This window comes from Pseudomonas sp. GW101-3H06, from assembly GCF_059424605.1.
This window is the reverse complement of sequence record NZ_JBWKZO010000001.1, coordinates 6,253,080-6,279,786: the sequence shown is the minus strand read 5'-3', so window position 1 is coordinate 6,279,786 and position 26,707 is coordinate 6,253,080. Positions and strand designations below refer to the sequence as shown.

The window sequence follows — 26,707 nt, the reverse complement described above, 5'->3', positions numbered from 1 at the left end:
GTTGACGCGTTGTTATTGAGTGACGGTTTTGCAGCTGGTCAGCCAGGCTACAGTGTCGATTTTCTGCTTTTGCAGGAACGCTTTCTGATTGGCCCAGTGCGTGCGCAGGTAAGGTTTGAGGTCTTGCAGCTGTTTGTTGCGGGTGATGATTTCTTCCATCACCGGGACTTGCGTTTCAAGCAGTGGCTGGCCGTACAAGGTAGCCGATTCCACCAGGCTGCTGGCGTAGTAACGGCTGAGTTTGTGCAGGCGATCCTTTTGCTCGTCGAGCTTGCCTTTACGCATGTCGCAACTGGCATCTTTGTCTGCGCTTTCACAGTTGAGCTTGTAGTTTTTTTGCAGGAAGTCCACGTACTGGCCGTCGTCGAGCATCTTGGTGCACAGGAACGCACCCAGGTTGAGGCTGGCGCGGATCGCCTGGTCGCGGGTTTCTTCCTGCTGCTGGTTGCTGGCGCGCAGCTGGTTCTCCAGGGTCTGGAGCTTTTCCTTGAGTACTTTGTCTTCGACGCCCGAGGCGAGGTTGCTCAGCGATTGCACGGTGCCTTTGTCGGCGGATTCGGTTTCCTTGCTGCCGGTACCGAGTTTCTTCCAGCTGCTTTCGATGCTGGCGACTCGTTCGCGAGAGGTGAGGGTCGGGGAGACCAGCACCAGTCGCAGGCCGGTGGTCTTGTTTTTCACCTGGCCTTCGGCATTGTAATACGGTTCTTCCTTGCGTAATGCAGTACGAAGGTCGGCCTGTGCGGTCAGGTAGTTTCCGCCACGAACGACGTAGCCACCGGCCTGACCGTGCTGGCGGTCGAGTTTGTTCAGGCGAAACGGCTCGAACATCATTTCGTCGACGTTACCGAGCATGTCATGCAGGCCCAGCGGGTTGGGCTTTTGCAGACCGGTCAATTGCACTTTGCCGTTGGACGATTGCGCTCCGCTAAACCACTCGTAGGCGTTGATGCCTTCTGGCATCGGGTAGTGCGTGTCGCGGAATTCAGCAGCACTGACTTCCAGCCCGCCACGTGCGGCGAACTCCCACTCGACTTCGGTTGGCAGGCGCAGAAAGCCTTGCGCGCCGTCTTCCCTGGGCAGCTTGCCGGCGGCGTTTTTGCGCAGCCACAGGTTGTACTTGTCGGCGGCCTCGATGGCTTGCACCCAGCTCACCGCCGTTTGCGGCAAGCGCATTTTGGTGGCGGCGGTGGGGCAGGTTGCTTCGGTCAGCGCGGCGTATTGCAGTTGACTCATCTCGTACTTGGCCATCAGGTAGTAACGGGATTTGTCGTTCTTGGCCCCGGTGAAACTGCCGGCAATAAAGGTCGGGCGAGTCTGTTCGACATAGCCGTATTCCGCGCCGTCCTGACCGATGTTGATGGGGTAGTCATCCAGCGGACCGGCGACCGGAATGAATACCTTGCGAAATACCATCGAACCTTCGCAGGGCATCGGCAGCACGACGTCGCCAGCCTCGGGCATCGGGTTGTAATACTTCTCTTCCCAGCCCGCCGCCGAGGCGTCGAGCAAGTAGCCGAGGCTCAGGGGCAACAGCAAGCCAAAACGTTTATAGCTCACGCAGACTCTCCGCAGGTTGGATTTTGATGGCTCTCAGGGCGCCGATCATGGCCACCAGTGCAGCGACCAAGAAGGTCAGGAGCAGGGCGGCCAGGCCATGCCAAACAGTGATGTGACAAGCGAAGGTGCCGGTGGTTTTGCTGCTGCCGAGCAGGTAGTCGAACAAATGACTGCCCACGGCATAAAACCCCAGCCCGCCAATGTAGCCGGTCAGGCTCAGCACCAGCGCTTGCAGAACCACGAAACCGCCAACGGACCTGCGTTTGAAACCCAGCAGACGCAGGACTGCCAGGCTTTTGCGTTTACGATCGATGTTGGCCAGGAACGCGCCGACCATTGATGCCACGCAGCCGATCAGTGCCGCCGCGGCGATCACACCGAAGATCAACCCCAGCACATGGTTGATGGCTTTGACGTTGTCGATATCGGCCAGTCGACTCGACGTTTCGATGTGTTGTTCGTTGAGCCAGTGCTCCAGTGATGCAACCTGATCGATGTCGCGTGCATATACGCGGGCGCGGGCATACAGCGGTTGTAAATTACCCTGAGGTTTACCGGTGGTCACACCGAACTCACTGACCTGATAGCCGTCGCGAAAACGCTCCAGATCCAGCAGCAGCGGCGGGGCGACAAACCCGGCAGCGCGACCAAAGCGGGCACCGTCGAGCACGGTCAGTACCGTCAGCGTCATCTCGCCGCGTTCATTGACACCTTCCAGACGGCGCAAGGCCCGCAGCTGCACGTTGTCGCCTGCCTTGGCCTGCAAGCGTTGCGCTGCGCTGGCGCTGAGGATCACTTGATTGCCGACGGGGTTGAGTGACGCCAGGTTCAGTTGGGGATCGCCGGGCTCGGTGGCGATGATTTCCGCGCCTTCGACAAACCGTTGCATGCCGATCAGCAGATCAGCCTGGGTATTGAGCGAGCGGGTCTGTCCGAGGGCAAAACCGGTCTCGGGGCGCTGGCGCAAACGCTCGATCCAGGCAGTGTCGTAGTTGCCGTTGCTGAGCATCTTCACTTCAAGATTGCGCGGGTCGCGCAGCAGTTCGCCCTGCAGCTGGCTGACCACCCCGTGTTTGAGCCCGAACAGCAACAACAACGGCGCGATCACCGCCACCAGGGAGGCGGCGATGCACAGCGAGACCTTGCGGTCGTGCCAGAGGTCTTGCAGCGCCAGTGAGCCCAGCAGGCGCAAGCGATCAGTCCATCGGTTCAAACAGAGTCTCCCCCTGATGGCTGGTGGCGCCGAGTCGCGGCAAGCCGAAATCCTTCAACAAAGCCCAGTCATGGGATACAACGAGCGCACTCAGGCCCATGCTCGACACCAGGCTCAGGAGCAACTCGAACAAACGCCGGGCACCGTGAGGGTCGAGTGCGGCGGTCGGCTCGTCGGCCAACAGCAGCAGCGGTTCATGGGCAATTGCCCGAACGCAGGCAACACGTTGGCGTTCACCGATCGACAACGCCTGAGGTTGTTTGTCCAGCAACCCTTGCAGGCGCAACACGTCAACGGCGTGGTCGATGTGATCGCTTTTTGCGGGCATCCCGAGCAAACGGCGCGGCAGGCTGATGTTGTCCCGCACGCTCAGGAACGGCAGCAAGCCGCCACTCTGCAAAATGAATCCCAAATGCCGTGAACGCACCGCTGCAAGAGCCGGCTGGTTGTCAGTGGCCAGCAGTTGGGCGATATCCTGAGCGTGCGTCGGACCCAGCCGAAAGCACTCGAGCTCCACCGGCGCGAGCAACAGGCCGATGGCTTCGAGCAACGTGCTTTTGCCACTGCCGCTCTCGCCGGTGATGGCGAGGATCTCCCCGGCGCCGACCTGCAAGTGCGGCAGTCGCACGTGATGGGCGTGTGCGCCTTCACCACGGCGCACCAGCAGGTTCTTGATATCGAGCATTGGCGTCTCTTTAAGGCATCATTTCCAGTGGCACGGGGTAGACGTTGTCCCGCGCATCGCTGTCTTTGGCCAAAGCTACCCAGCGATCTACATCGGCGTTGTAACGCTGGTAATGCCGCAGTTTGGTGTTCAGCGTGCGGATGAATTTTTCTTGCGCCAGACCATCCCAGCTCTTCCAGGTCTCTTCATCCAGGTTCAGCACTTCACTCTGATAGGGCAGGTCTTCGAGGTATTCACCGAGGACGCCCATGTCCGCCAGTTTGGCGTTGCTGTTCTGTTTGAGCTGATTGGGATCGGCGCCCATGGTCGCCGCCACCGAGCGCAGGCGGTTGAACATGTCCGTCGGCGAAATCAGGCCTTCGTTGGCGGCATCGAGAATCTGCTTCATCACGTCGCTCAAGTCGCTGAGCTGTGACTTGGTCAGCAGCACCCGTACGTCGGTGGTCGGGATATTTTGCTTGATCAGGTCGCGGTCGGTGATCCATGCCTTGAACACGGGCGGCGCTTTGCTGTTGGTCTTCTCGCCCAGATAGGCGAGTTGCATGGCGTGGCCGATCAGCGCCGCGTCTTCGAGCATCTTTTTCTCGGCCGGGTCCTGCTTGGCATTCGCCGCACTGCCAATGGCGTCTTCTCCCATGTAGGCAGCTTTGACCTGTGTAGTAATCGCCCCGGCCAGTGCGTCGACCTTGCGCCCGAATTCCTGAACATCGCCAGCGTTCACCGGGTAGTACAGCGAAGTGTTGGTGCCCGGGTAGGTCGACAGGTCCTTGTACTGCGCCTCGGCCTTGGCGTGGTCCTTGGTTCCGGCCGGGGTTTTCAGGTGCAGGGTGTAAATCGCCACGCCCGGGTTGGCGGCTTCGATACGCACTTGCGCGGCGTTCAAACCGGTCTTCGACAGCTTGTCGTCGCCTTCGATGGCGCCCGCATCGGTGATCAGCACCACGTAGCGTGCGCCGAACTGGTTCCAGTCGACTTTGTCGATGCTCTCCATGACGCCGGCAAACGAGTCCTCATCGAAGCTGCTGCTCGACACGGTGGCCTGTTTGAGGTCGGCGATCCTGGCGAAAAAGTCGGCGCTGTCTTTCACCTGCGTCGGGTCGGCGTACATCTTGGTGGTGTATTCCAGCCCCGGTACCGCTTGGGTGTTGGAGCGGAAAGCCACCAGGCCGAACTTGACCTGCTTACCGAGATTCTGAGCTTCGATCTTCTGGTAAACCTTGCGGATCGCCTCGCGGGTGCGGTCGATGTAGGGGTCCATCGAGATCGTCGAGTCGATGACAAATACCACGGCCGCGCTGAATTCCTTCAGCTGGTTGGCCTTCTTCTCTTCGGCTTCCTTGGCGCTGGCCGCGTTGTTTGCAGCACCACCCTTCACGTTCTTGTCATCCGGCTTGCTGACGGAGGCGACATTGAGCAGGCGCGTGCGGAAACCGCTTTCGGTCATGACTTCTTCGCCGCTGAGCACCGGCAGCAGGTAGAACTGCTTTTGCAGGTCGACGAAGTATTCAGGTTCTTCAGCCAGTACACCCGGTGCTTGCTGGCCCTTTTTCAGCGTGGCCCGCAGCGGCGCGACTTTGCTGACCGGGTCCGGTGCATCAAGAATGCCCTCGACGGTGGCACGGTCCTTGAAAAACAGCAGTCGGTCGCGGTTGGCCGGGTTGGTGAAGGCCAGCGTCAGCTGCATCTTCCAGTCGGTGGTGCAGCTGGCAGGCAGCCAGCCAATGGTTTTGCCGTAGCTGTCGGGGCCGACTTTCAGCCACTCGGCGTTATTCGCTTGGGCGCGCTCGTACACATAAAAGCGGCTGAAGACTGGTTGTGCGTCGCCTGCCGCACCGCCCGCCGTCGGGCTGACTTTGCAGCCCGGCGTGGTCAGCACGCGTTGGAACAGGGTCTTTTTACCGGCCTGGATCAGCGGTTTGTCATCGGCCTGGCACAGCGGGCTGATGCACAGCGCGAGTAATGCGGCACCGCTCAGCAGGAATCGACTCAGGGGCGAACGCATCACTTCTGCAACTCCTCGAAGCGCTGCTTGGCTTCGGCGTTGTTCGGGTCCTGGGTGAGGATGGTTTCATACCAGTAGGCGGCGGTGGCGTTGTCCGCGGCCGGGAAGCACTCGCTGGCCTTCAGATATTTGGGGTCGTATTCGCGGGCATAGGCGTTGGCGATCAGCGCGTCACCGGCCTGGGCACGGTTGGCGTACAGGCGCTGGGCGACACCGCAGTGCTTGCTGGCCTTGGCCTGGTTGATGATCTCCAGCAATTTGGCACTGTCGGGTGCCGCCTTGATGCAGGTCTGGACGAAGGTCAGTTCGGGCAGGCTGTTCATGCTGTCGAGGGTGCAGGCTTGAGCGTCGGCGCCGGCGGGTGCGACGGGCGTGGCTGCAACCGCAGGGGCCGGGGTGCGTTTGTAGATCCAGAATCCGGCGCCCGCCGCCAGCAGCAACACCACAATCAACAGACCGATCAGGCCTTTGTTGCTTTTTTTCACCGGTGCCGGAGGCGGTGCGTAGGCGGGCTCGGTGAGCACCGACTCCAACTCCACTTCTGGTTCGATGGTGGACAGGGTCAGTTCAGGCATCGGCGGGATCTGCGGAATCTCCGGTGCCGGTGCGCTCGGCGCCGTCAGTTCGGCACCGCCATAAGTCGAGCGTGTCTGGCCGCCGGCCGTGGACGGCAGCAAACCAACGCCTGGGCGAACCACGCCTTTATCGGCATGACCGTGGCTCTGTTCGCGCAGTTCGATCTGGAATTGCGAGTTGGCACCGCCTTCCAGCAGCGGGTCGATCACGTCCGGACCGACCTGCGTTTCCATCGCTTCGCCATTGGCCGTGGGGTTGAAATGCGAGACCTTGAACCAGAATGGATTGTTGCTCCACGCCTTTTGGTCCTGAAGGTAAAAACCATCCTGGTTGCGCTGAATGGAAAACTCTAGCTGTTGCTCGCTACCCTGCCATTTCTTCACAGTGAGGCGGGCCTGGCCAGGCACATTGGGCTCTAATGCGAGCAGGTCGACACGAATTGGCATTGCTTATCTCGCTGCGAAGGCTGTGAGCACTTGGCCCAGCCGTTCGTTTTGTTCAGGGGTGATTTCACGTCCGGCCCCATGGCCGGCATTGTCCTGCGTGATGTAGGCCAGGCCGGAAAGCCAGTCGCCGAGATACAGCTGTGCCTGATTGGCCGGTTGTGCCGGCAGCACGGGCACTTGCCCCGGGCCAATGTCGGCGTAGAACGAAAATAAAGGCGCCTTGGCTCCGGCGCGGCTATTCGGGCGCTCGTTCACCGGCTTGTGGAGGTAGCCGAACCAGGACACGAAATCGCGCAGCACACGTTGCACTTCCAGTACCTGGCGCTCGACCAGTTGATCGCGCCGCGCGCCACTTTGTGCTCGCTTGAGGACGGCGCGGCTCAGTTGCCCCGGCAAGTCCTGGCGATAGCCGGCGGTGATCAATTCATCGACCACCGCTTCCAGCAAGGCCTTTTCCAGCCCCAGCAGGTTGAGCAGGCTTTGCCGGGTGGTCAGTTCACGCAGGTGCGCGATCCAGGCCTTGAAGGCCGCTTTGGCAAATCGGTGCTCGTTGCTTTGCAGTTCGGGCGCCGAGGTACCGGCTTTGCTGTTGACTGGCGCGTCGTGGCTCAGGTCGTCACTGAAATCGAAATTGAATCCGGCGTCGTTTCCGTAGAGGCTCTGGCTCGGTGTCGGGGCGACCGGTTCTTGGTTCACGGCCGGCTCGTCATCGGTCTCGTACACGCCGCTGAGGTACAGGTCGCGCACCTCTTCGCTGGGCATGTCGAGTTGATCGATCAATTCGCCAAGTACCGCCGGCCGGCGACCCAGACCCGTCAGAATCATTTGCGCCTTGGCTTTTTTGGCGGCTGCAGCGCCATCGTCGTCAGCGTGGTACCAGGTGCTCAGGCCGTGAGTGGTCAGGCCTTCGAGGCACTCACTCAATTGCTCGCGGATACGCTGCAATTTGAATTCGATATTGGCCACGCCTTTGAAACTGCTGCTGAAGTGGCTGATGCCACCGTCATCGTGGCGCAGCATTTCTGTCCAGGCGTTGACCGGGTTTTTGATGTGTTTGCACACCAGAGCGTTGCTGGCGAAGCTGGAGCCCAGCGCGTTGACACGTTCCTGATAAATGGCATTGAGACCGGTTTCCGCACCGGTCGCGTCCTGCCCGATGAATGCCGCGTCCATACGCGGTTTGCGTACCAGGTAGGTGTTCTGGAATGGTGTGCCGGCCCAGTCGTTCATCCAGCTCAGGCTGCCGAAACGCTCCAGCATGGTCAGCTTGACCATGCCGTTCCAGCTCTCGTCGTACTGATCAGGTGTCAGGCTCAGGGAGTTGGTAATGCGCAGGTCCAGCATGGTCAGCGCCCAGATCAGGCCGGTGTCGCGCTTGCTGCGAGCAGCCGAGTCGGCGCCCTGGGTTTTTTCGATCCAGCGGGTCAGCACCGGCCCCACGTCGTTGACGTCGCTCTGCTTGGTCGAGCTTGTGCAGACCACCAGCGCGTTCATTTCCTGGTTGTCGGTGTAGCGTTCGAACAGGTAGGCGACCTTGCCACGCAGAATCAGTTGGGAGACGGAGTTGTCCTTGGTGGTGGATTGCGGGTCGTTGGAATCGGCGATCTCGTGCAGTTTCTGGCGCCCACGATAACCGGGGAAGTCCAGTAGATCGACCTGATTGACGATGTCATCCAGGGGGGCTTCTACCAGGCGGAACGTCATTTCGGCGGTCAGTGCCGCCAGTTGCGCGACCGCAATTGCCTGACTGTTTTGCAGACGATCGCCAACCAGCGGTCGAACATCGATCGGCAAGTCCAGCGGGCTGCCGAAGCGTTCGAGGATGTCGACGTTCATGATGCTGTCGCGCTGGCTGTAGGTGTCGTTTTCGAAACTCACCAAGGCCTTCAACGGTGCGAACACGGTGTCGGGCAGACCCAGCTTGTGCAGCGTGCCAGCCAGTTGCTGGTACACGCGCGTCAACTCACTTTGCTCACCCCAGAGAATCGAAAACAGTTCGGCCCGTTCCTGGAAATTCAGGCGTGGCGCCAATTGCAACGCTCTGGGCCAATACAGGTGCTCAAGCTTCTTCACCGAGTTACGGAAGTTGTCGCGCAGGTAATCCCACAGCGACACCAGATCGTCAGCATTGACCCCTGTTTGCAGCGGGCCGGTTTCGCGGCCTTCGAACGGTTTGAGCACGCGCTGGATGCGCTCTTCGTCGATCTCGTAGGAAATCCGTTCAAGGTCGAAATCCTTGAACCAGGCGTTGGCGAGAATCTTCGCCAGCTCGATTTCCTTGAACAGCGAGAGCTCTACCGGGAAGTCATTGTCCTGACTTATCGTCGCCCGACGGCTGAAGCGCGTTACCAGGCCGGTGGCCTCCTTGCCGCCACCCACCGGGTTGATGTGCTTGATGAAGTCCAGGCGATGGTCGCCGAACTCGGTTTCCAGCTTGCCGTTCTGACCGGCGGCAAGGGCCGAAATCAGGTAGGACTTGCCGGCCTGGGACAAGCCGAAAAAACCAATGGTCATCGGCGTACAGGCCACGCGCCCGAGGCTTTGAGCCAGGTTGCGGGCGCGGTGCAGCCGGATGTTCAGGTTTTCCGCTTCGCTGTCCAGGCGCGGCGCATTGCCGCGCGTCTGGTCAATCCAGTCCAGCGCCTGACCGGCGCCTTCATAAACAGCGGCCCAACTGGCAGAGAGCTGAGTTTGATCGGGGGTCAGGTCATTCATTTGCGTTTCACACTTCCACTGTCGAGCCAGTACTTGGTCTCGCTCAGGCCGGCGTCGAGCATGGTGTTGAGTTCCAGCTCGAGGTCGCTGCGCGGGTTGAAGTTGACGTTGTTGCTGTTGGATTCGATGTCGCGAACCGAGAGGCGGTCGCTGACCAGATCCTGCCTGCGGGTGTATTTGTCCGCCGGTTTGACCTCAAACCGCACCTTGAGCAGCGGCGCGCTGCCGTTTTCACCGATTGCCCGGGAAAACTTCTCCCGACCCGCCTTGGTGAACCGCAAGGTATACAACGGCGAAGCGGCCCAGCGTTCAGCGGCCAACTGGCGGAAACCCAGGCGCAGGTCGCCGCGCATTTCCAGCTGTGGCGTGTCGGCGGCGTCGCCAACGCCAATTACCGGTAGCTTGATTTTGTAATCTTCGGACTGGATGTCGCGGTACAGCACGTCGGCATCCTTGATCACATTGTTCAGGTCGATGACGCCGATGTGCTTGACCGTCGAATACGGTTTGAGCGCCGATGCCCGGAAGTAGAAGTTCGGCACGCTGTGGTTGGCGCACAACAGGCAGAGCATGGCGCCGACCGAGGCGGTACTTTTCGGGTCGTCGATCCGGCCGTTCTTGTGAAACGGATACCAGCCGCCGGTGCGGTAGTTTTGCAGCGCCAGAATGCGTCCGGGCGGCAGCGGCAACAGCTTGCGAATGAACGCCTGGATGCCGGGCAGGCGCGAGGGGCGGCCAGTCAGCAGCAAGACATCACACGGGTAATGCGCAACCACTTCACACAGCGCACCAAGGACCTTGGTGATATTTATCTGGTCGTTGAGGAACGCGGCGTGGAGCTTTTGCAGGTCGAAGCTGATTGGCGCGGCATACAGGTCGAAACCGCTCTGGCCGCCGACATCGCGACGCACGGCGGCATTGACGTAGTCGAGCACGGTCTGGCTGATGGCGTTGTCACCGAGCAAATGGCGGTAGCTTTGCGGGATGACTTCTTGCGGGACCTGCGGATCGTAATGCTCGTACGCCTTGAGCAGCGCCAGGCCCAGCGGGGCGAACACCTGGAGGTTCAATTGCTGACGCAGGATCATGTCCTGGGCGCTGACCGATTCATCGCCACACAGCCGTGACATCAGTGAGTTCGGCGCCTTCACGCCGGCGTTCTGCAAGGCTTGTTCGAAACTCGGCAGGATGAAGTCCTGGATCACGTCCAGCAGGATGTCGTCGCCGGCCACTTTGAAGCCATCGCGAAAACGCTGCTCGGGCACGATGTGCACGTTGCTGCCGCTGCCGGTATTGCCCGCGCGGTCGAGGCGATAGTCAGTGATCACCAGGTCGGTAGTGCCTCCGCCGATGTCGATGGTTGCGAGGGTGATGCGTTCGCGGTCGGCCTTGTCCGGCCGGGCGATGGTGTCAAAAAACTCTTCCGGATGACCGGCGAAGTTCTCGTTGACCTCGGTGTACAGGTAAACCAACTGACCGCAGGACGCTTCGTCCCATTCCACGCGGATACTCGGGATCGGGGTGCGCGGGCTGACGGCCTCATCCTGATGTGGATCTTCCTCGCCGGCGTGCCAGCCGAGGCTTTTCCATACCAGGCCGATGGCTTGCAGCATGCGTTCGTTGAGGATGCTGCGCTCGGCCTGTGGCATGCCCGGCGGCACGGTCAGGGTAATGCTGTTGAGCTGGCGCGGCACGCGGGTGTGACCCTGGCGGGAGCGCTGGGCCGGGCTGTTGATTTGCGACAGCGCCTGGGCCAGTACTTCGGCGAGCATGAAGGTCATTAGCGAGCTGCGCGAATAACGGGGCATGAACACCGGCAGGCGATCGTCTTCTTCGAGGCTGTATAGCGCCTCGCCGGTTTCGTTGATCAGATGGGAGAACGGCGAGGCGGTGGCGTACGGCTCGTTGTCGGTCTTGATGTACGAGCAGTTGAAACGCCAGCCGTGACCATAGGCGTTTTCGTCCCAAAGATAGCGTTTCGGGCTGGACAAACCCGTGGAGCCTTCGGTACCGCGACGACGACTGGCCAGGCGACTGGCCTCATTGCCGACACGGGCAATCGTCGCCCATTGGAACGCATCGTGACGACCGCTCTTGACCGAACAGTGGTCCTTGCCGAAGTACGCCTGGGCGAACTCCACGCGGCTTTCGAAAGGCTGGTTATAGGTGTGTTCGGGGGTGATCAGGTCGCGCAGTTCCAGCACGTAGTTCTGCTTCAGCCCGGAGCCGGCCTGACCGTGGTTTTCGATCAGGATGCCGCAAGTGCGCGAGTTGCCGACGTCCAGCACCAGGTCCACCGGAATCGGTTTGACCAGGCCATTGCTGTCGTTGGCAACTACTTTCAGCTCGGGGATTTCAACTTTCGCTCGGGCCTTCGACTGCTGGGCGGTTGACGGTTTGCTCAACAGGCTGAGCAAATTGAGGTAGTGCGCCAAGTGATAGTTGGCGCGGATATCGATGTCCAGCTCTGCGCGAGAACGGTGGGCATTGCCCTCATTGAACACTTCCAGCAGCCACTCGTTGACCCACGGCTGAGCCAGAAACCAGCGGGTTTCGCTAGCCTTGATGGCCAGTTTGAAAGACACGCCGGAGCTGATGTCTTCTTCGTTTGGCGCCAGATAGGCAGTGCCGTCACGCTTGGGCATCACACGGCTGTCGAACGCCATCGTCAGTCGGTGGGTGTTACCGTCGATGTCGGGAGTTGCCAGTTTCACCAAGCGCATGCGCGACCAGTTGGTTGGACCTTCATCGAAGCGATGTGGCGGCATGAAGCGGAAAAACGGGATCGGCAGCCAGATACCGTCGAGCAAATCGAGGCTGCTTTTCATGTCGACGCTGAACGCAGGTTTGGCTTTTTCGACCTTTTCCGGTTCGGGCTCGTAGAAAAAGAAGTCTTTCTCTTCGTTATACGCCAGGCGGCAGATCAGCCCGCTGATCATCGGTGCAAACTCGCCTGCCGGCTCCTTGCGGGGGTCCAGGCGCAGGGCGAAATCCATGAACTGGATGCCGGTGTCGCTGACCAGCGTGACGGTGTCTTCGAATTGAGTGACTTCAGGCAACATGTCGGGTTATTCCGTCTTATTCGGCCACTTGCCGCATGGACATGGGGAATTGTTCTTTTCCGTAACCGCCGGTGCAGTCCGCGATCGTGGTCGCCCCTTTGCGGCAGTTGACCTTGGGCATCTCGTAAGTGCTGCCATCGGCGCAAACGGCCTGGCCCTGGCTGTCGATGGCCAGGCTGCCACCCTTCATAGTAGCGCTCACCGGCCCGCTGCATTTCGAACCGTCGGCCTGGTGCACGGTGACTTGGCCCTTACCGTCCTTGAGCTGGTATTCCAGACGCAGCGGTTTGCCGGTTCGGCGGTCCTGAATCCCGGCGCCTGCGCTGTACTGACCATCGAGAAACCTGGCGGCACCGTCGGCGGCGTCTGGCGGGATGCTCAGGGGAGGGCCGGGTTTTGCGGCGGTGGATTTTTCTGCTTCGGGCGATGTGACATCCGGCGGCGCGGTTTTGCTTTCGGGAGGCTCAGTTTTGGTTTCGGGTGGCGCAGTTTTGTTTTCAGCTGCCGGGTCAATGGCCGGATCTTGGGTCAAGTCGGCGGGTGCCATGTCAGCCTCGTTACCCTCGACGACCGGCGTTTCCACACCCTGCGTTCCGGTTACGGCGGTGCCGGTTCCAGTGGTTGAGCCTATAACGGTGCCTGTCACCGGGACGCCATTGATCGTCGTGACATTACCGGTCAGCGGCGGCTCTTCCAGTTGTTTTTCTACCGGCACAACGCCCTCAGGCAGCAAATCTACTGCCACCAATGGAATCGGGACGCACCCTCGCAGGCCGAGCAACAGCCACAAAAGCAGCAGCAGAAGCGGCAGCAGCAACAGCCACCACCAACGACGCCACCATGGACGGGCAACCACCGGCATAGGGGGGGCAACAAGAGGCGGCTCGACCACGGGTGGCAGCGTGAACGCGGGCGGGACCTGATAAAGGCAGTGCAGGGGATCGCGATTGCCGGTACCGGCATGCTCGAAACCCCAAAAGGTCAGCACCGGTTTGCCTTGCACCAGGTAGACGAAATTCTCGTCAGGGAAATGAATCACGCGCTTGAGTAGCTTGCCGAACACGGCTTTGTCGCCCTGCTGCGGTTCGGCGGAGTCAGTACCCAGGAAACGCTGGCTCAATTCTTCGAGCGCAGTCTTCAGAGCTTCAAGCTGGCGGCGGGCAGGGGCGCGTTCTTCTTCGGTCGCGCTGCTCCACGGAATCACATCGCCGTCGAGGGCGCTGTACCAATCGATCTGGTTGCCCAGTTCATCGCTTTGAGGAATGGCCAGATGATCGACCAAATCGGGGTTCTTGCGGCGAATGGCTTCGCGCAATTGCAGGGCTGCCCGGTAGACCGGTTGTCCTGTTTCGCCGAGGGCTGTGAATGACCCGCTCTTGCCGCTGCGTAATAGTGCCCCGCGCATTCAAACTCCATACGATCCGTTGCGCAAAAATGACAGACAAATATGTCTGTACTTGCTCCTGCAATTAGCGGGCGACCTTAATGTCATGATGATATCGCCGTCAATCTGCAGGAGGTTCAAACCTTATGAGACTAACGCAAGCGTGCGGAGGTTGCATAAGGTCAATTTTAATTGGTTGGGGAAGGCTGGGGCGTGGGCTTTTTAGGCTTGCTGAATCGTTTCATCAGCGCTATAAAAATTGCACAACTCCAAGAAAGGCTTCCCCCATGACCTCGCTCAAACTCCTCGTTGTCCTTGGCGCGCTATCCGCCTCCCACGCCATGGCTTGGGATTACGTCCTGCTCGACAGCGACAAAGCCGCGCAAAACTGGCAGATCACCAGCCAGCAACTCGGTGTGAAAACCGACCAACCCTTCTCCGTGACACTTCGTACCTTGCACGGCGGTCGGCAAGAGGGCGTCAGCATCGTCGACATCGATAACGGCACAATGAAACTCTCGGTGGTGCCGACTCGCGGGATGAACGTGCTGCAGGCGTCGGTCGGTGGTGTGCGCATGGGCTGGGATTCGCCGGTCAATGAAGTGGTCAATCCGTCCTTCATCGAACTCAATGGCCGCGGTGGCCTGGGCTGGCTGGAAGGTTTCAATGAGCTGGTCACCCGTTGCGGCTACGAATGGGTCGGTCACCCCGGCGTCGACAACGGCGAACTGCTGACCCTGCACGGTCGGGCGGCCAACATTCCTGCGAGCAAAGTCACCCTGCACATCGATGAAAAACCACCGTACGCCATCACCTTGCGCGGCGAATTGAAAGAACAGGCGTTCAAGAAAGTCGACTTCGCCGTAGCGACCGAACTGGTCACCGAGCCCGGCAGCGTAACCTTCGCTCTCAACGACATCCTGACCAACAACGGTGACTATCCGAAGGAATACCAGGCGCTGTATCACAGCAACTTCAGCACGCCGTTTCTGGAACAGGGCGCCCGATTCGCTGCGCCAGTAAAACAGGTGTCACCGTTCAACGACAAAGCCCAAGGCGATCTGTCGGACTGGCAAACCTACCGTGCACCGACCAGGGACTACGACGAGACGGTGTACAACGTGGTGCCGTATGCCGATGCCCAGGGCGATACGTTGACCGTGTTGCATGACAAGGCCGGCAGCCTGGGCGTTTCGGTCGGCTTCAACACTCAGACACTGCCCGTGTTCTCCCTGTGGAAAAACACCGATACCCAAGGCCAGGGCTATGTCACGGGGCTGGAACCGGGAACAAGTTTTTCCTACAACCGCCGTTATCAGCGGCCACTGAACCTGGTACCGACAATCGGGCCGAAGGAACACAAGCAGTTCCGCATCCGCTACAGCTTGCTGGCGGATAAAGCGGCTGTGGATAAGGCCTTGAAACAGGTGAGCGAGATTCAGGGGGGGCGGGAGACTGAGGTGCGGCAGACGCCATTGGTTGATCTGACCAAGGGGTGACACCGGCTAGAGCGTTGTCGGCCGATATCGCAGCGCCTCGGCCAAATGTTCGCGTTTGATTGCGTCGGCTTGTTCAAGGTCCGCCAGCGTGCGCGCCACCTTGAGCAGCCGATGTGCTGAACGCAGGGAGAGGTTCAGACGTTCACAAGCGGTTTCCAGCCAGTTTTCATCGACTGTGGATAACTTGCAGTGCTCACGCAGCCCCGGTAGATCAAGAAAGGCATTGGCACAGCCCTGACGCTTCTGCTGGCGCTCGCGTGCCTCGGCCACTATCAATGCAGCGCTGGCGCTGTCCTCTCCCGGTTTCACGGTTGGATTGAGCGCCGTGGCCTCACGTGCCACGGTCAGGTGCAGGTCGATCCGGTCGAGCAGCGGGCCCGACAGCTTGTTGCGATAGCGCTGCACCATGTCCGGTGTACACGAGCAGCGACCCGTGGGGTCGCCAAGGTATCCACAGGGGCACGGGTTCATCGCCGCCACCAACTGGAAGCGTGCCGGGAACCGCACGCGATCTTTCGCCCGGGAAATCACGATATGCCCGGATTCCAGCGGCTCTCTTAAAACCTCAAGCACCCTGCGTTCGAACTCCGGAAGCTCGTCGAGGAACAAAACGCCATGGTGGGCGAGGGTGATTTCGCCAGGCTGAGGCTTCGAGCCGCCACCCACCAGTGCCGGGCCTGAGGCAGAGTGATGAGGCTGGCGAAATGGCCGCTGCGGCCAATGGCTCAGCGGTACGCAACTGGTGACCGATTGAATGGCTGCTACCTCCAGTGCCTCGCTTTCGGCAAGTGGCGGCAGGAGCCCGGGCAGACGGCTCGCCAACAGCGTCTTACCGGTTCCCGGCGGCCCGCTGAGCAACAGGTTGTGTGCCCCCGCCGCGGCAAGCAACAGCGCTCGCTTGGCCGCCAGCTGTCCCTGCACTTCATTCAAATCAGGATAGGGTTTGCTGGCGTAGAGCAAACCATTGGAAACATAAGGCTCGATCCGCGTATGCCCATTGAAATGCGCGACAGCCTCCAGCAAATGATCCACCGCAATCACTTTCAAGCCCGATGCCAGGCACGCTTCCTCGGCATTGGCCCGCGGCACCACCAACGAGCGTCCGGCCTTGCGCGCCGCCAAAGCCGCCGGCAATACACCGCGTACGGCACGGACTGCGCCAGACAACGCCAACTCTCCCAGGCACTCCACATCATCGAGCGTCAGCGTCGGCACCTGCACGCTCGCCGAGAGAATCCCCAAGGCGATCGCCAGATCGAAGCGCCCGCCATCCTTGGGCAAATCCGCGGGCGCCAGATTCAGGGTGATGCGCCGTGGCGGAAACTGCAGTCCCGAGTTGATGATCGCACTGCGCACCCGGTCCTTGCTTTCCTTCACCGCCGCCTCGGGCAGCCCGACCATGGTCAGCGATGGCAAGCCATTGGCCAGATGAACTTCAACAGTGACAGCGGGCGCATCCACGCCAATCTGGGCGCGGCTGTGGACGATGGAGAGGGACATGGTCGTTCCTTGAGGTGATGGGGGCCGCTTCCTGCGGTTTTTGAAGGGTAGACAGGAGGTGAGAATTTCGCGTGGCGGGAGGGGAGGTGAATTTTCGCAGGATGTTGCGAGTTATCGTTGGGCGGGCAGACAAAAAACGCTATTCAGGTGGCTCTTCGCTTTTTGTGAGTCATTAACACTTCCTGTGCATGGGAGTGAGATCGAACACGGCGAAAAGCGTAAAGAAAAGGGCGTGGACTGATAAATCAGGCGGGAAAGATGCTTTTTGTAGGGCCGTGCCGAGATAGTTGAACGGCGTCGGTGACAGCTTGCGGGCGGAGCGAGCCCCACCAATGTCGCCTGCAGGAGCGAGCTTGCTCGCGAAAAATTTGAATAAGAGGCGCAGTAGGCGGCCCAGGTCGCGGGCGCTGAACCAGGGTTGGTTTTGGATGAGTAGGGCGTGGAGGTGGAGTTTGTGGCGGGTGAAGACAGACGGAATTAGGTATGCATCGTCTCGATTCATTGATACAGCGCCTCTTGCTTATAAGGGCTGCCGGCAATTGTCGCCAAACAATTGGGTGGCAGTTGTACGCGGGTTGGCGAACCGGAGCAAAAGGAACCCGGCAGACCCGGAGGTCTCCCACGCACAACCGCCATGACTTGCGTCGATGGTCGTCATGCTCCTTAAGCTTCCAGGTCGCCAAACCCAGTGCTGAACATTCAGCTGAGGGTGAGCTTAGAAACCGGAGCATCGCGGCGCAATCGGACGGCGGATGAGAACTTTGTAGGACGTTGCCGGGATTATTGCGGGGCTTGAGATCGAAAGATCGCAGCCTGCGGCAATTCCTACAGATGAATCTGAAGGTCGTTCCGACCTAATCGCGAGCAGGCTCGCTCCCACAGTGGATTGGGTTTCAAAGTGGGCTATGCGGTGTTATTCGGTGGGTGGGTTCAGCTTTGCCTCCATTTCCGCCACCTTTGTCTCAAGCGCCTCCAGGCGGGCGCGAGTGCGTGCCAAGACAACCATCTGACTATCGAATTCTTCCCGGCTCACCAGGTCCAGTTTGCTGAAGGCGCTTTGCAGCAGGGCCTTGAACTGGCTTTCGATTTCGGCTTTCGGCAGTGGCGTGTCACCGCTGAAGAGGCGGGAGGCGGTGCCGGTCAGGGCGTCGAGGAAGTCTTTGGGCGCGAGCATGGGGAAAAGTCCTGGTAACAATGGCGGGCAGTGTATCACGCAGTGTCTATAGTCAATTTCGCGGGCAAAGGATGCACGCTTTTCGCGCATGCGGATGGACGGTGTCGCACCGTTGTTGTGCGTAACGTGCCGAGTGTTGTGGCGAAGTGGCGGCCATCAACCGGTAAAGGCTTGAAAACAGTGAGTTTTGTGGAGATGGCAAGCTTTCTGCTTAGACGGTAGTGACCCATGCACTGATGCAGTCACCGTGACGAATGCAGTGCGCCGAGCGAAACGCGGGGAGCGTTTGGCAAGGAGCGGTTAGCTGGCGTCGGACGGGCGGGTAAGGCCGACGATGCGTTACAAAGCCAGGCACTGCGCTTAGACTTGAGACGGGTTTGTTTTCCTGGGGCAAGTCCACCAATTCGGGAGAGAGTTTTCATGAAGCTAGTCACTGCCATCATCAAGCCGTTCAAGTTGGACGACGTGCGCGAGTCGTTGTCCGAGATCGGCGTGCAGGGCATTACCGTCACTGAAGTCAAAGGCTTCGGTCGGCAGAAGGGTCACACCGAGCTGTATCGCGGCGCGGAGTACGTGGTCGATTTCCTGCCAAAGGTGAAGATTGATGTCGCCATTGACGACAAGGATCTCGACCGGGTTATCGAGGCGATAACCAAGGCCGCCAACACCGGCAAGATCGGTGACGGCAAGATCTTCGTGGTCAATCTGGAACAGGCGATTCGCATCCGTACCGGCGAAACCGATACCGACGCAATCTAAGCCGCCACAAACCCAACGCCCCAGGAGAAAACAATATGACTCTGCGTAAAATCGCAGGGCTAGGAGCCCTGTTGTCCCTCGTAATGCCCGGCCTGGCCATGGCGGCAGACGAAGTGGCGGCCCCAGTCCTCAACTCCGGCGATACCGCCTGGATGTTGACCTCGACAGCTCTCGTGCTGTTCATGACCATTCCCGGCCTCGCGCTGTTCTACGGCGGCATGGTTCGGTCGAAAAACATTCTTTCCGTGATGATGCAGTGCTTCGCCATTACCGGTCTGATCAGCGTCCTGTGGGTTATTTATGGCTACAGCATCGCGTTCGACACCACCGGCATGGAGCAGGGCGTCGTCAACTTCAATTCCTTCTTCGGTGGCATGGGCAAGGCATTCCTGGCCGGTGTCACGCCATCGAGCCTGACCGGCCCGGCGGCGCTGTTCCCTGAAGCGGTGTTCATCACCTTCCAGATGACCTTTGCCATCATCACCCCGGCGCTGATCGTCGGTGCTTTCGCCGAGCGCATGAAATTCTCCGCGATGCTGGTGTTCATGGGCATCTGGTTCACCCTGGTTTATGCGCCGATTGCGCACATGGTCTGGTCCGGCAACGGCGGCCTGATGTGGGACTGGGGCGTGCTGGACTTCGCTGGCGGCACCGTGGTGCACATCAATGCCGGTGTGGCCGGTCTGATCGCCTGCCTGGTACTGGGCAAGCGTAAAGGTTTCCCGACCACCCCGATGGCTCCACACAACCTCGGTTACACCCTGATGGGCGCCGCCATGCTGTGGATCGGCTGGTTCGGCTTCAACGCCGGCTCCGCCGCGGCCGCCAACGGCACTGCCGGCATGGCGATGCTGGTCACCCAGATTGCAACCGCCGCAGCGGCCCTGGGCTGGATGTTCGCCGAGTGGATCACTCACGGTAAACCAAGCGCACTGGGCATCGCCTCGGGTGTGGTTGCCGGCCTGGTCGCCATCACTCCAGCCGCTGGCACTGTAGGCCCGATGGGCGCCCTGGTGATCGGCCTGGCCGCAGGCGTGGTGTGCTTCTTCTGCGCCACCACCCTGAAACGCAAAATGGGTTATGACGACTCCCTGGACGCCTTCGGTGTGCATGGTATCGGCGGTATTCTCGGCGCGATCCTGACCGGTGTATTCGCCGCTCCGTCCCTGGGTGGCTTCGGCACCGTGACCGACATCGCCGCACAAGTCTGGATTCAATGCAAAGGCGTGGGCTTCACGGTGATCTACACCGCGATCATCACTTACATCATCCTCAAGGTCCTGGATGCTGTCATGGGCCTGCGCATCACTGAAGAAGAAGAGTCGGTCGGCATCGATCTGGCACTTCACAACGAACGCGGCTACAACTTGTAAGCACGCGCATGAAAAAATTTGCCCGGCTTGCCGGGCATTTTTTTGTCCGCGATTTATCATTGAAAGGGCGGCTGAAAGGTTTTTTCTTACAGCTTTGTGAACGTTTACGACGCGTGTTTTTGTGCCGTCGAAGGCTTACACGATTGAAGGATTATTAGGGCCTTTGTTTTTTCCCAGAGCACGCTAGAATGCGCCCCGAACGTGCGGAGAACTGTATGTGGCAACAGACTCTGATAACCCTGCGGGCGAGGCCCCGGGGCTTTCATCTGGTAACGGACGAGTTACTCGCCGGCCTGCCTGAACTCAAGGCATGCCGGGTTGGTCTGTTGCATTTGTGGCTGCAGCATACCTCGGCGTCGTTGACCATCAACGAGAACGCCGATCCGGCGGTACGTCGCGACTTCGAACGATTTTTCAATCGTCTGATCCCACAAGGAACAGACGGCTATGAGCATAACGACGAAGGCCTGGACGACCTCCCGGCGCACTTCAAGGCCAGCGTGCTTGGCTGTCAGCTCAGTTTGCCGATTTCGGCGGGCAGACTGGCGTTAGGGACCTGGCAAGGCGTTTACCTGGGCGAGCACCGTGATTTTGGCGGTGCTCGTAAAGTCCTCGCCACCGTGCACGGTGAAGAGGCATGAACCGCTGGTCACCAGCGGTTATTGAATTTTTCCGGCAACCTTCGACAGAGGGCAAAGCTGGGCTATAACTAATCTGCTTTTCGCAAGTCATGAGGTAGAACATGAGCGACGATGATCTGGAAAACGACGACCTCGAAGTAGGCGACGACGACGAAACCGAAGAAGGTCTGGAAGCAGCGGCCGAAGACGTCGCTGAAGACGACGGTGGTGATGCCCCCGTTCCGACCGCCAAAGGCAAGGCCAAGGCAGCGGTATCGGTCGATGAGCTGCCGAGTGTCGAAGCCAAGAACAAGGAACGTGACGCCCTGGCCAAGGCCATGGAAGAGTTCCTGGCTCGTGGCGGCAAGGTGCAGGAAGTGGAGGCCAACGTGGTCGCCGATCCGCCCAAGAAGCCTGACAACAAGTACGGCAGCCGGCCTATCTGAGCCTGCTTCGCGCGCTTGCTGAAAAAGCCCGCCGTCGCTGCGGGCTTTTTCATGCCTGAAACAAAATTCTCTAACTGGGCACACCCCCTGTGGGAGCGAGCCCGCTCGCGAAGGCGTCAGGCCAGTTACATCTGTTTCGATTGACACTCCGCTTTCGCGAGCAGGCTCGCTCCCACAGGTATTGGGTCAGGTTGACGATGCATTCCACAACGCCAACAACGCCGGCAGTTCGGTCAGGCTGCGGATCTCGGCATCCGGCAAGCGCTCGGTTTCCCAGGTTTTGCCCGAGGGGTTGAACCAGATCGCCCGCAGCCCCGCTTGTTGGGCGCCGGCAATATCGTCACCCGGATGATCACCGATATGCACTGCAGTCTCAGGGGTTGCACCGCCGCGTTGCAATGCCTCATGGAACAGTCGCGCATCGGGTTTGGCGATGCCGATGTCTTCGGCGCACAACGCAAACTTGAAGTAGTCCGCCAGCCCAAGCCGACGTACATCGGCATTGCCATTGGTGACCACGCCGAGGGCGTAGTGGTTGGCCAGCACCTCCAGGGTCGGTTGCACCTCCGGGAAGATTTCCAGCTGATGCCGGGCATGCAGGAACACTTCGAAACTCTGGTCGGCCAGGTCCGACGCTTCGGCGTGGGTGTAACCGGCTTCTTCCAGTGCGTGGAACAACACACGCCGGCGCAGAGCGCTGATACGGTGCTTGAGGCTCGGTTCGTTGCTCAGGATGCGTTCGCGAATACTCCACAGATGCTCCACCGGAACGGCGCCCAGGTTGGGCGCATGTGCGGTCAGCCATTCACGCAATACGGCTTCGGCACTGACGATCACCGGGGCGGTGTCCCACAGGGTGTCATCGAGGTCGAAGGTGATCAGTTGGATCGTCATGAATCATCGCCTTTAATGCGTTTGGCCCGTGGATGGGCGCTGTCGTAAACGGTGGCCAGGTGCTGGAAGTCCAAATGGGTATAAATCTGCGTGGTCTTGATATCTGAGTGCCCGAGCAGTTCCTGCACCGCCCGCAGGTCTTGGGAGGACTCCAGCAAATGGCTGGCAAAAGAGTGCCGCAACATGTGCGGGTGCAGGTTTTGCCCCAGTTCGCGCTCACCCGCCGCTTTAACCCGCAGCTGAATGGCCCGCGGCCCCAGGCGTCGCCCTTGCTGGCTGACGAACACAGCATCGTCCGCCGGGTTGGCCAGTGCCCGCAAGGGCAGCCACAGTTCCAGCGCCTGGCGGGCCTGCTTGCCCACCGGCAACAGTCGGGTCTTGCTGCCTTTACCGAGCACCTGGACCATGCCATCGGCCAAATCAAGCTGATCGAGATTCAGCCCGGTCAGCTCCGACAGCCGCAACCCGGAGGAGTAGAAGAGTTCAAGAATTGCCTGATCCCGGCGCGCCAGAAAGTCATCTTCGACCCCACCTTCAAGCAGTTGCAGAGCGCGGTCGGTGTCGAGGGTTTTGGGCAGACGGCGTTCACCCTTGGGCGGTGCCAGGCCGTTGGCCGGATCGTGGTCGCAAAGACCTTCGCGGTTCAGATAATGATAGAGCCCGCGCACCGCCGACAGCAGCCGCGCCAGGCTGCGGGAGGATTGGCCTTGGGCATGCAGGCGGGCAATCAGGCTGCGCAGGCGCTGGATGTCCAGGGCGGCCCAGCTGCCGATGTTCTGCTTGACGCACCAGCCCAGCACCTTGTCGAGGTCACGGCGATAGGCCGACAGCGTGTGCGGCGACACCTGCCGCTCACTGCGCAGGTGTTCGCAGTAAGCGTCCAGTTGCCGTTCCATGATCAGCGTACCGAGCGCAGGGAGCTGTTGATCCGTGGCAGCACGCGGCCCATGACTTCGGCGATGTAGCTCAGGAAAAGCGTGCCAACCGAGCTTTTGTAGTGCTGCGGATCACGGCTGGCGATGGCCAGGATGCCGTGGATGCCCTGGTGGGTGATGGCGACGACGGCGGTGGAGCCGATCTGCTTGCGCTGTTCTTCTCCGAACAGGAAGTCCAGTTCGTGCTCGCGCAAGCTGCCGCTGACGCTCTTGTCTTCCTGCAACAAGCCGCCAATGGCCACTTGTGCTTCGGCGTGGGTGACCCAGCGGCCGACCGGCATGGCATTGTCGCCGAGCAGGATGAGACTGACGAAGGGCACCTGGAAGTCCTGGCGCAGGCTGTCTTCGACACACATCACCACGTCTTCCAGGGTGCTGGCGTCCATCAGCGCGAGAATCAGGCGGCGGGTCTTGTCGAAGAGGCGGTCGTTGTCACGGGCCACGTCCATCAAGTGCGAAAGGCGGTGGCGCAACTCGATATTGCGGTCACGCAGAATGGTCATCTGCCGTTCGACCAGAGACACGGTATCGCCGCGTCGGTGGGGAATACGCAAGGCCGGCAGCAGTTCTTCGTGCTCGACGAAGAAATCCGGATGAGCCTCCAGGTACGCGGCAATCGCCGCCGCCTCCAGGCTTTCGGACGCTGATTCGTCGGGCTGTCGGGCGGGTACCTGAGGCTTATCGGTCATGGCTTCGGCTCACTCAAAGACGCACTTGTCCTTCGTATACGCGCACTGCCGGGCCGGTCATCATGACCGGTTGGCCAGGGCCTGCCCATTCAATGGACAGGCGCCCGCCAGGCAGGTCGATCAATAGCGGCGAATCCATCCACCCCTGGCTGATCGCGGCCACTGCGGCGGCGCAGGCGCCGGTACCGCAGGCCTGGGTTTCCCCGGCTCCGCGTTCCCAGACGCGCAATTGCGCGCGGCCCCGGTCGATGACCTGGAGAAAGCCGACATTGACCCGTGCTGGAAAGCGCGGGTGATGTTCGATTTTCGGCCCCAGTTCATGCACCGGTGCGTTGTTGATGTCGCTGACACGCAGTACGGCATGGGGATTGCCCATGGACACCGCAGCCAACTCGACCGGTGTGCCATCGACGTCGAGCTGATAGCTCAGGGCCTGCTCCGGCGCCTGGAATGGTATATCCGCCGGCACCAGGCGCGGGGCGCCCATGTTGACGCTAATCTGCCCGTCGTTGCGAACATCCAGTTCGATGATGCCACTTTTGGTTTCGACACGGATCTGCCGCTTTGCGGTCAGGCGCTTGTCGAGCACAAAACGGGCGAAGCAGCGTGCACCGTTACCGCACTGTTCCACTTCGGAGCCATCGGAGTTGAAGATCCGATAGCGGAAATCCACGTCCGGGTTGCTTGGCGCTTCGACGATCAGCAGCTGGTCGAAACCGATACCGGTATGCCGATCGCCCCACAACTTGGCGTGCTTGGGCAGAATGTGCGCGTGCTGGCTGACCAGGTCGAGGACCATGAAGTCATTGCCCAGGCCGTGCATCTTGGTGAAACGCAGCAGCATGGTTTTACTCCGGCAGCAGGCTTTCGCCAGCAAACAACTCGGCTACCGTCTCACGGCGACGCACTTCAAATGCCTGATCACCGTCCACCAACACTTCGGCGGCGCGACCGCGGGTGTTGTAGTTGGAACTCATGACAAACCCGTAGGCGCCGGCTGAATGCACAGCCAGCAGATCGCCTTCTTCCAGGGCCAGTTCACGCTCTTTGGCCAGGAAGTCGCCGGTTTCGCAGATCGGGCCGACGATGTCGTAGGCGCGGGCAGGGGTGCTGCGCGGGCGCACGGCGGTGACGTCCATCCAGGCCTGATACAACGCCGGGCGGATCAGGTCGTTCATGGCCGCATCGACGATGGCGAAGTCTTTGTGCTCGGTGTGCTTGAGGTACTCGACCTGCGTCAGCAGCACGCCCGCGTTGGCCACGATGAAGCGGCCCGGCTCGAACACCAGCGCCAGATCGCGACCGTCGAGACGCTCGCGCACGGCTTTGATGTAGTCACCGGCCAATGGCGGCTCTTCATCGCGATAACGTACGCCCAGACCGCCACCGAGGTCGATGTGACGCAGGTAGATGCCACAATCGCCGAGGCGGTCGACCAGGCCCAGCAAGCGGTCGAGGGCGTCGATGAACGGCGGCAGGGTGGTCAGTTGCGAGCCGATATGGCAATCGACACCGACCACTTCCAGGTTCGGCAGCTGTGCGGCACGCACGTACACGTCTTCGGCGTCGGCGATGGCGATGCCGAACTTGTTCTCTTTGAGACCGGTGGAAATGTACGGGTGAGTGCCGGCATCGACGTCCGGGTTCACGCGCAACGAGATCGGCGCACGGACGCCAAGCTCTGCAGCAACCACTTGCAGGCGTTCGAGCTCATCGGTGGATTCGACGTTAAAGCAGTGTACGCCGACTTCCAGGGCGCGGCGCATGTCGTCACGGGTCTTGCCGACGCCGGAGAACACGATCTTGTCGGCGCTGCCACCAGCGGCCAGTACGCGCTCCAGTTCGCCACGGGAAACGATGTCGAAACCGGCGCCCAGACGCGCCAAAACATTCAGTACACCCAGGTTGGAGTTGGCCTTGACCGCGAAGCAGACCAGGTGCGGCATGCCGGCCAGCGCATCGGCGTAAGCCAGGTATTGGGCTTCGATGTGGGCACGGGAATAAACATAGGTCGGTGTACCAAAGCGATCGGCGATGGCAGACAGGGCAACACCTTCCGCGAACAGTTCACCGTCACGGTAGTTAAAAGCGTCCATGAGGTTCCCTTATTGGTAGACGTCGTGCTTGTGCGCCTTGGAAGCAGGCTGCTTTTGCGAGGACTGGGCCTGCTCTGCAGGGTCCTGGTCGGGATCGGGCAGATACAGCGGGCCTTTTTGACCACAGGCCGACACCAGGCAAGCAACCGCGACGAGCGCAGCAAGGGAAGAGATCAGGCGCTTCATGGCGAAATCCTTGAAAATGCATTAATTGCGCCGGAGTATACCGGCCACCCGGCAGCTTGCCTATGCGATGCGGCTCCCGTCCGGCGGGCCTTGCAAGATGCCTGTCGGTATCATGCAATCCCTGTGGGAACGAGCCTGCTCGCGAAAGCGGTGGGCCAACCAACTATGCTGTTGGATGTGCCAGCCTCTTCGCGAGCAGGCTCGCTCCCACAAATCGTAATCCTTTGCATTCGGCAAGCAGCGCCCGTATCTTGCGGCGCTTGAGCCTGATCAGACACTTTTTGAGGTTGCCGTAATGAGTTTGTCCGAAGCCCGTTTCCACGATCTGGTCGATGCCACCCAGCAAACCCTGGAGGACATCTTTGATGACAGCGACCTGGATATCGATCTGGAGAGTTCGGCCGGTGTGCTGACCGTCAAGTTCGAAAACGGCACTCAGTTGATCTTCAGCCGTCAGGAGCCGTTGCGGCAGTTGTGGCTGGCGGCGGTGTCCGGCGGCTTCCACTTCGATTACGACGAAGAGAGCGAACGCTGGATGTGCGACAAGAGTGAAGAGCAGTTGGGCGAAATGCTTGAGCGCATCGTCAAGCAGCAGGCCGGTGTCGAATTCGATTTCGAAGGTCTGTGAGACCGTGACCCAGCCTGCGCTCGCTCGTCCGCCCAAGCCGCTGTACAGCAATGTCAGCCCGGCGGTGCCATCGCCGTGCAGCGGTGTGTGTCGGTTGGACGAACAGAAAGTCTGTCTCGGTTGTTTCCGCCATGTCGAAGATATCCGTGAGTGGCGCTCGGCGGATGATGAACGGCGACGGGTGATTTGCGCGCAGGCGCTTCAGCGCAAATCCTGCGTCTGACGCTATCTCTGTGTGCAAGCGAGCCTGCTCGCGAATACGGTTTGT

At 60.3% G+C, this 26,707-nt stretch carries 23 protein-coding genes and 1 pseudogene; 7 read left to right on the top strand and 17 right to left on the bottom strand.

Annotation, left to right across the window (positions count from 1 at the left end):
* Positions 1–12: 12 nt before the first annotated feature.
* From AC07ZE_RS28985 to AC07ZE_RS28950, 8 genes are read right to left on the bottom strand one after another with little or no spacing between them, the layout of a single operon-like run.
* Positions 13–1,557 (bottom strand): SUMF1/EgtB/PvdO family nonheme iron enzyme, encoded by a 1,545-nt coding sequence (locus AC07ZE_RS28985; protein ID WP_207267729.1) that lies wholly within the window; start codon positions 1,555–1,557, stop codon positions 13–15.
* Positions 1,547–2,770 (bottom strand): ABC transporter permease, encoded by a 1,224-nt coding sequence (locus AC07ZE_RS28980; protein ID WP_207267728.1) that lies wholly within the window; start codon positions 2,768–2,770, stop codon positions 1,547–1,549. Before AC07ZE_RS28980 ends, AC07ZE_RS28985 begins: the two co-directional genes overlap by 11 nt.
* Entirely contained in the window at positions 2,754–3,455 is a 702-nt protein-coding gene (locus AC07ZE_RS28975; RefSeq protein WP_207267727.1) for an ABC transporter ATP-binding protein, read from the bottom strand. Before AC07ZE_RS28975 ends, AC07ZE_RS28980 begins: the two co-directional genes overlap by 17 nt.
* A 10-nt stretch (positions 3,456–3,465) precedes the next feature.
* Complete coding sequence (locus AC07ZE_RS28970) at positions 3,466–5,457, bottom strand: vWA domain-containing protein (RefSeq protein ID WP_207267726.1); 1,992 nt, start codon at positions 5,455–5,457, stop codon at positions 3,466–3,468.
* Complete coding sequence (locus tag AC07ZE_RS28965) at positions 5,457–6,479, bottom strand: hypothetical protein (RefSeq protein WP_207267725.1); 1,023 nt, start codon at positions 6,477–6,479, stop codon at positions 5,457–5,459. The genes AC07ZE_RS28970 and AC07ZE_RS28965 overlap by 1 nt, the downstream gene beginning before the upstream one ends.
* Before the next feature lie 3 nt (positions 6,480–6,482).
* Complete coding sequence (locus AC07ZE_RS28960) at positions 6,483–9,194, bottom strand: putative virulence factor (RefSeq protein WP_207267724.1); 2,712 nt, start codon at positions 9,192–9,194, stop codon at positions 6,483–6,485.
* A complete protein-coding gene (locus AC07ZE_RS28955; protein WP_207267723.1) occupies positions 9,191–12,256 on the bottom strand; it encodes a virulence factor SrfB in 3,066 nt (1,021 codons plus the stop codon). Before AC07ZE_RS28955 ends, AC07ZE_RS28960 begins: the two co-directional genes overlap by 4 nt.
* A 16-nt stretch (positions 12,257–12,272) precedes the next feature.
* On the bottom strand, positions 12,273–13,661 hold the full coding sequence (locus AC07ZE_RS28950; protein ID WP_207267722.1) for an SrfA family protein: 1,389 nt from the start codon (positions 13,659–13,661) through the stop codon (positions 12,273–12,275).
* 266 nt (positions 13,662–13,927) lie between these two features.
* Here AC07ZE_RS28950 and AC07ZE_RS28945 point away from each other — a divergent pair, with 266 nt between their 5' ends.
* Complete coding sequence (locus AC07ZE_RS28945) at positions 13,928–15,139, top strand: aldose 1-epimerase family protein (protein WP_207267721.1); 1,212 nt, start codon at positions 13,928–13,930, stop codon at positions 15,137–15,139.
* 6 nt (positions 15,140–15,145) lie between these two features.
* Here the strand turns inward: AC07ZE_RS28945 and AC07ZE_RS28940 are convergent, their stop codons facing one another.
* The 3 genes and pseudogenes from AC07ZE_RS28940 to AC07ZE_RS28930 all read right to left on the bottom strand — a co-directional run bounded on the left by AC07ZE_RS28940 (position 15,146) and on the right by AC07ZE_RS28930 (position 17,813).
* Positions 15,146–16,639, bottom strand: a complete 1,494-nt coding sequence (locus AC07ZE_RS28940; RefSeq protein WP_207267720.1) for a YifB family Mg chelatase-like AAA ATPase — start codon at positions 16,637–16,639, stop codon at positions 15,146–15,148.
* Between the two features lie 376 nt (positions 16,640–17,015).
* Positions 17,016–17,141 (bottom strand): annotated as a pseudogene (locus tag AC07ZE_RS28935) (BRO-N domain-containing protein); the annotation flags it as partial.
* Between the two features lie 411 nt (positions 17,142–17,552).
* Entirely contained in the window at positions 17,553–17,813 is a 261-nt protein-coding gene (locus AC07ZE_RS28930; RefSeq protein ID WP_095196219.1) for an accessory factor UbiK family protein, read from the bottom strand.
* 420 nt (positions 17,814–18,233) lie between these two features.
* Here AC07ZE_RS28930 and glnK point away from each other — a divergent pair, with 420 nt between their 5' ends.
* From glnK to sutA, 4 genes are all read left to right on the top strand, one after another.
* Positions 18,234–18,572 (top strand): P-II family nitrogen regulator, encoded by a 339-nt coding sequence (glnK, locus tag AC07ZE_RS28925; protein WP_002555808.1) that lies wholly within the window; start codon positions 18,234–18,236, stop codon positions 18,570–18,572.
* Between the two features lie 35 nt (positions 18,573–18,607).
* Positions 18,608–19,945 carry an ammonium transporter gene (locus AC07ZE_RS28920; protein ID WP_207267719.1) on the top strand — a complete coding sequence of 446 codons (1,338 nt, stop codon included), beginning with the start codon at positions 18,608–18,610 and terminating at the stop codon, positions 19,943–19,945.
* A gap of 215 nt (positions 19,946–20,160) precedes the next feature.
* Positions 20,161–20,586 carry a secondary thiamine-phosphate synthase enzyme YjbQ gene (locus AC07ZE_RS28915; RefSeq protein ID WP_008030499.1) on the top strand — a complete coding sequence of 142 codons (426 nt, stop codon included), beginning with the start codon at positions 20,161–20,163 and terminating at the stop codon, positions 20,584–20,586.
* Between the two features lie 101 nt (positions 20,587–20,687).
* Complete coding sequence (gene sutA / locus AC07ZE_RS28910) at positions 20,688–21,011, top strand: dormancy-specific transcriptional regulator SutA (protein ID WP_007980816.1); 324 nt, start codon at positions 20,688–20,690, stop codon at positions 21,009–21,011.
* A gap of 186 nt (positions 21,012–21,197) precedes the next feature.
* On the opposite strand, the gene AC07ZE_RS28905 is transcribed toward sutA, so the two are convergent.
* The 6 genes from AC07ZE_RS28905 to lptM are packed head-to-tail and all read right to left on the bottom strand — an operon-like array spanning position 21,198 to position 25,811.
* Positions 21,198–21,905: an HAD family hydrolase gene (locus AC07ZE_RS28905; RefSeq protein ID WP_207267718.1), complete on the bottom strand. Its 708-nt coding sequence runs from the start codon at positions 21,903–21,905 to the stop codon at positions 21,198–21,200.
* Positions 21,902–22,801 (bottom strand): tyrosine recombinase XerC, encoded by a 900-nt coding sequence (gene xerC / locus AC07ZE_RS28900; protein ID WP_207267717.1) that lies wholly within the window; start codon positions 22,799–22,801, stop codon positions 21,902–21,904. The genes AC07ZE_RS28905 and xerC overlap by 4 nt, the downstream gene beginning before the upstream one ends.
* Before the next feature lie 2 nt (positions 22,802–22,803).
* The gene (locus AC07ZE_RS28895) at positions 22,804–23,529 is read right to left on the bottom strand and encodes a DUF484 family protein (RefSeq protein ID WP_095196223.1); all 726 of its coding nucleotides are present in this window, start codon (positions 23,527–23,529) and stop codon (positions 22,804–22,806) included.
* 13 nt (positions 23,530–23,542) lie between these two features.
* Positions 23,543–24,373: a diaminopimelate epimerase gene (gene dapF, locus AC07ZE_RS28890; protein WP_207267716.1), complete on the bottom strand. Its 831-nt coding sequence runs from the start codon at positions 24,371–24,373 to the stop codon at positions 23,543–23,545.
* Between the two features lie 4 nt (positions 24,374–24,377).
* Positions 24,378–25,625 (bottom strand): diaminopimelate decarboxylase, encoded by a 1,248-nt coding sequence (gene lysA / locus AC07ZE_RS28885; protein WP_095196225.1) that lies wholly within the window; start codon positions 25,623–25,625, stop codon positions 24,378–24,380.
* 9 nt (positions 25,626–25,634) lie between these two features.
* Positions 25,635–25,811 (bottom strand): LPS translocon maturation chaperone LptM, encoded by a 177-nt coding sequence (gene lptM / locus AC07ZE_RS28880; RefSeq protein ID WP_095196226.1) that lies wholly within the window; start codon positions 25,809–25,811, stop codon positions 25,635–25,637.
* A 295-nt stretch (positions 25,812–26,106) separates the two neighbouring features.
* On the opposite strand from lptM, the gene cyaY reads away from it, so the two are divergent.
* Complete coding sequence (cyaY, locus tag AC07ZE_RS28875) at positions 26,107–26,439, top strand: iron donor protein CyaY (protein ID WP_085716237.1); 333 nt, start codon at positions 26,107–26,109, stop codon at positions 26,437–26,439.
* A 4-nt stretch (positions 26,440–26,443) separates the two neighbouring features.
* Entirely contained in the window at positions 26,444–26,662 is a 219-nt protein-coding gene (locus tag AC07ZE_RS28870; protein ID WP_207267715.1) for a DUF1289 domain-containing protein, read from the top strand.
* The last annotated feature ends 45 nt before the right edge of the window (positions 26,663–26,707 follow it).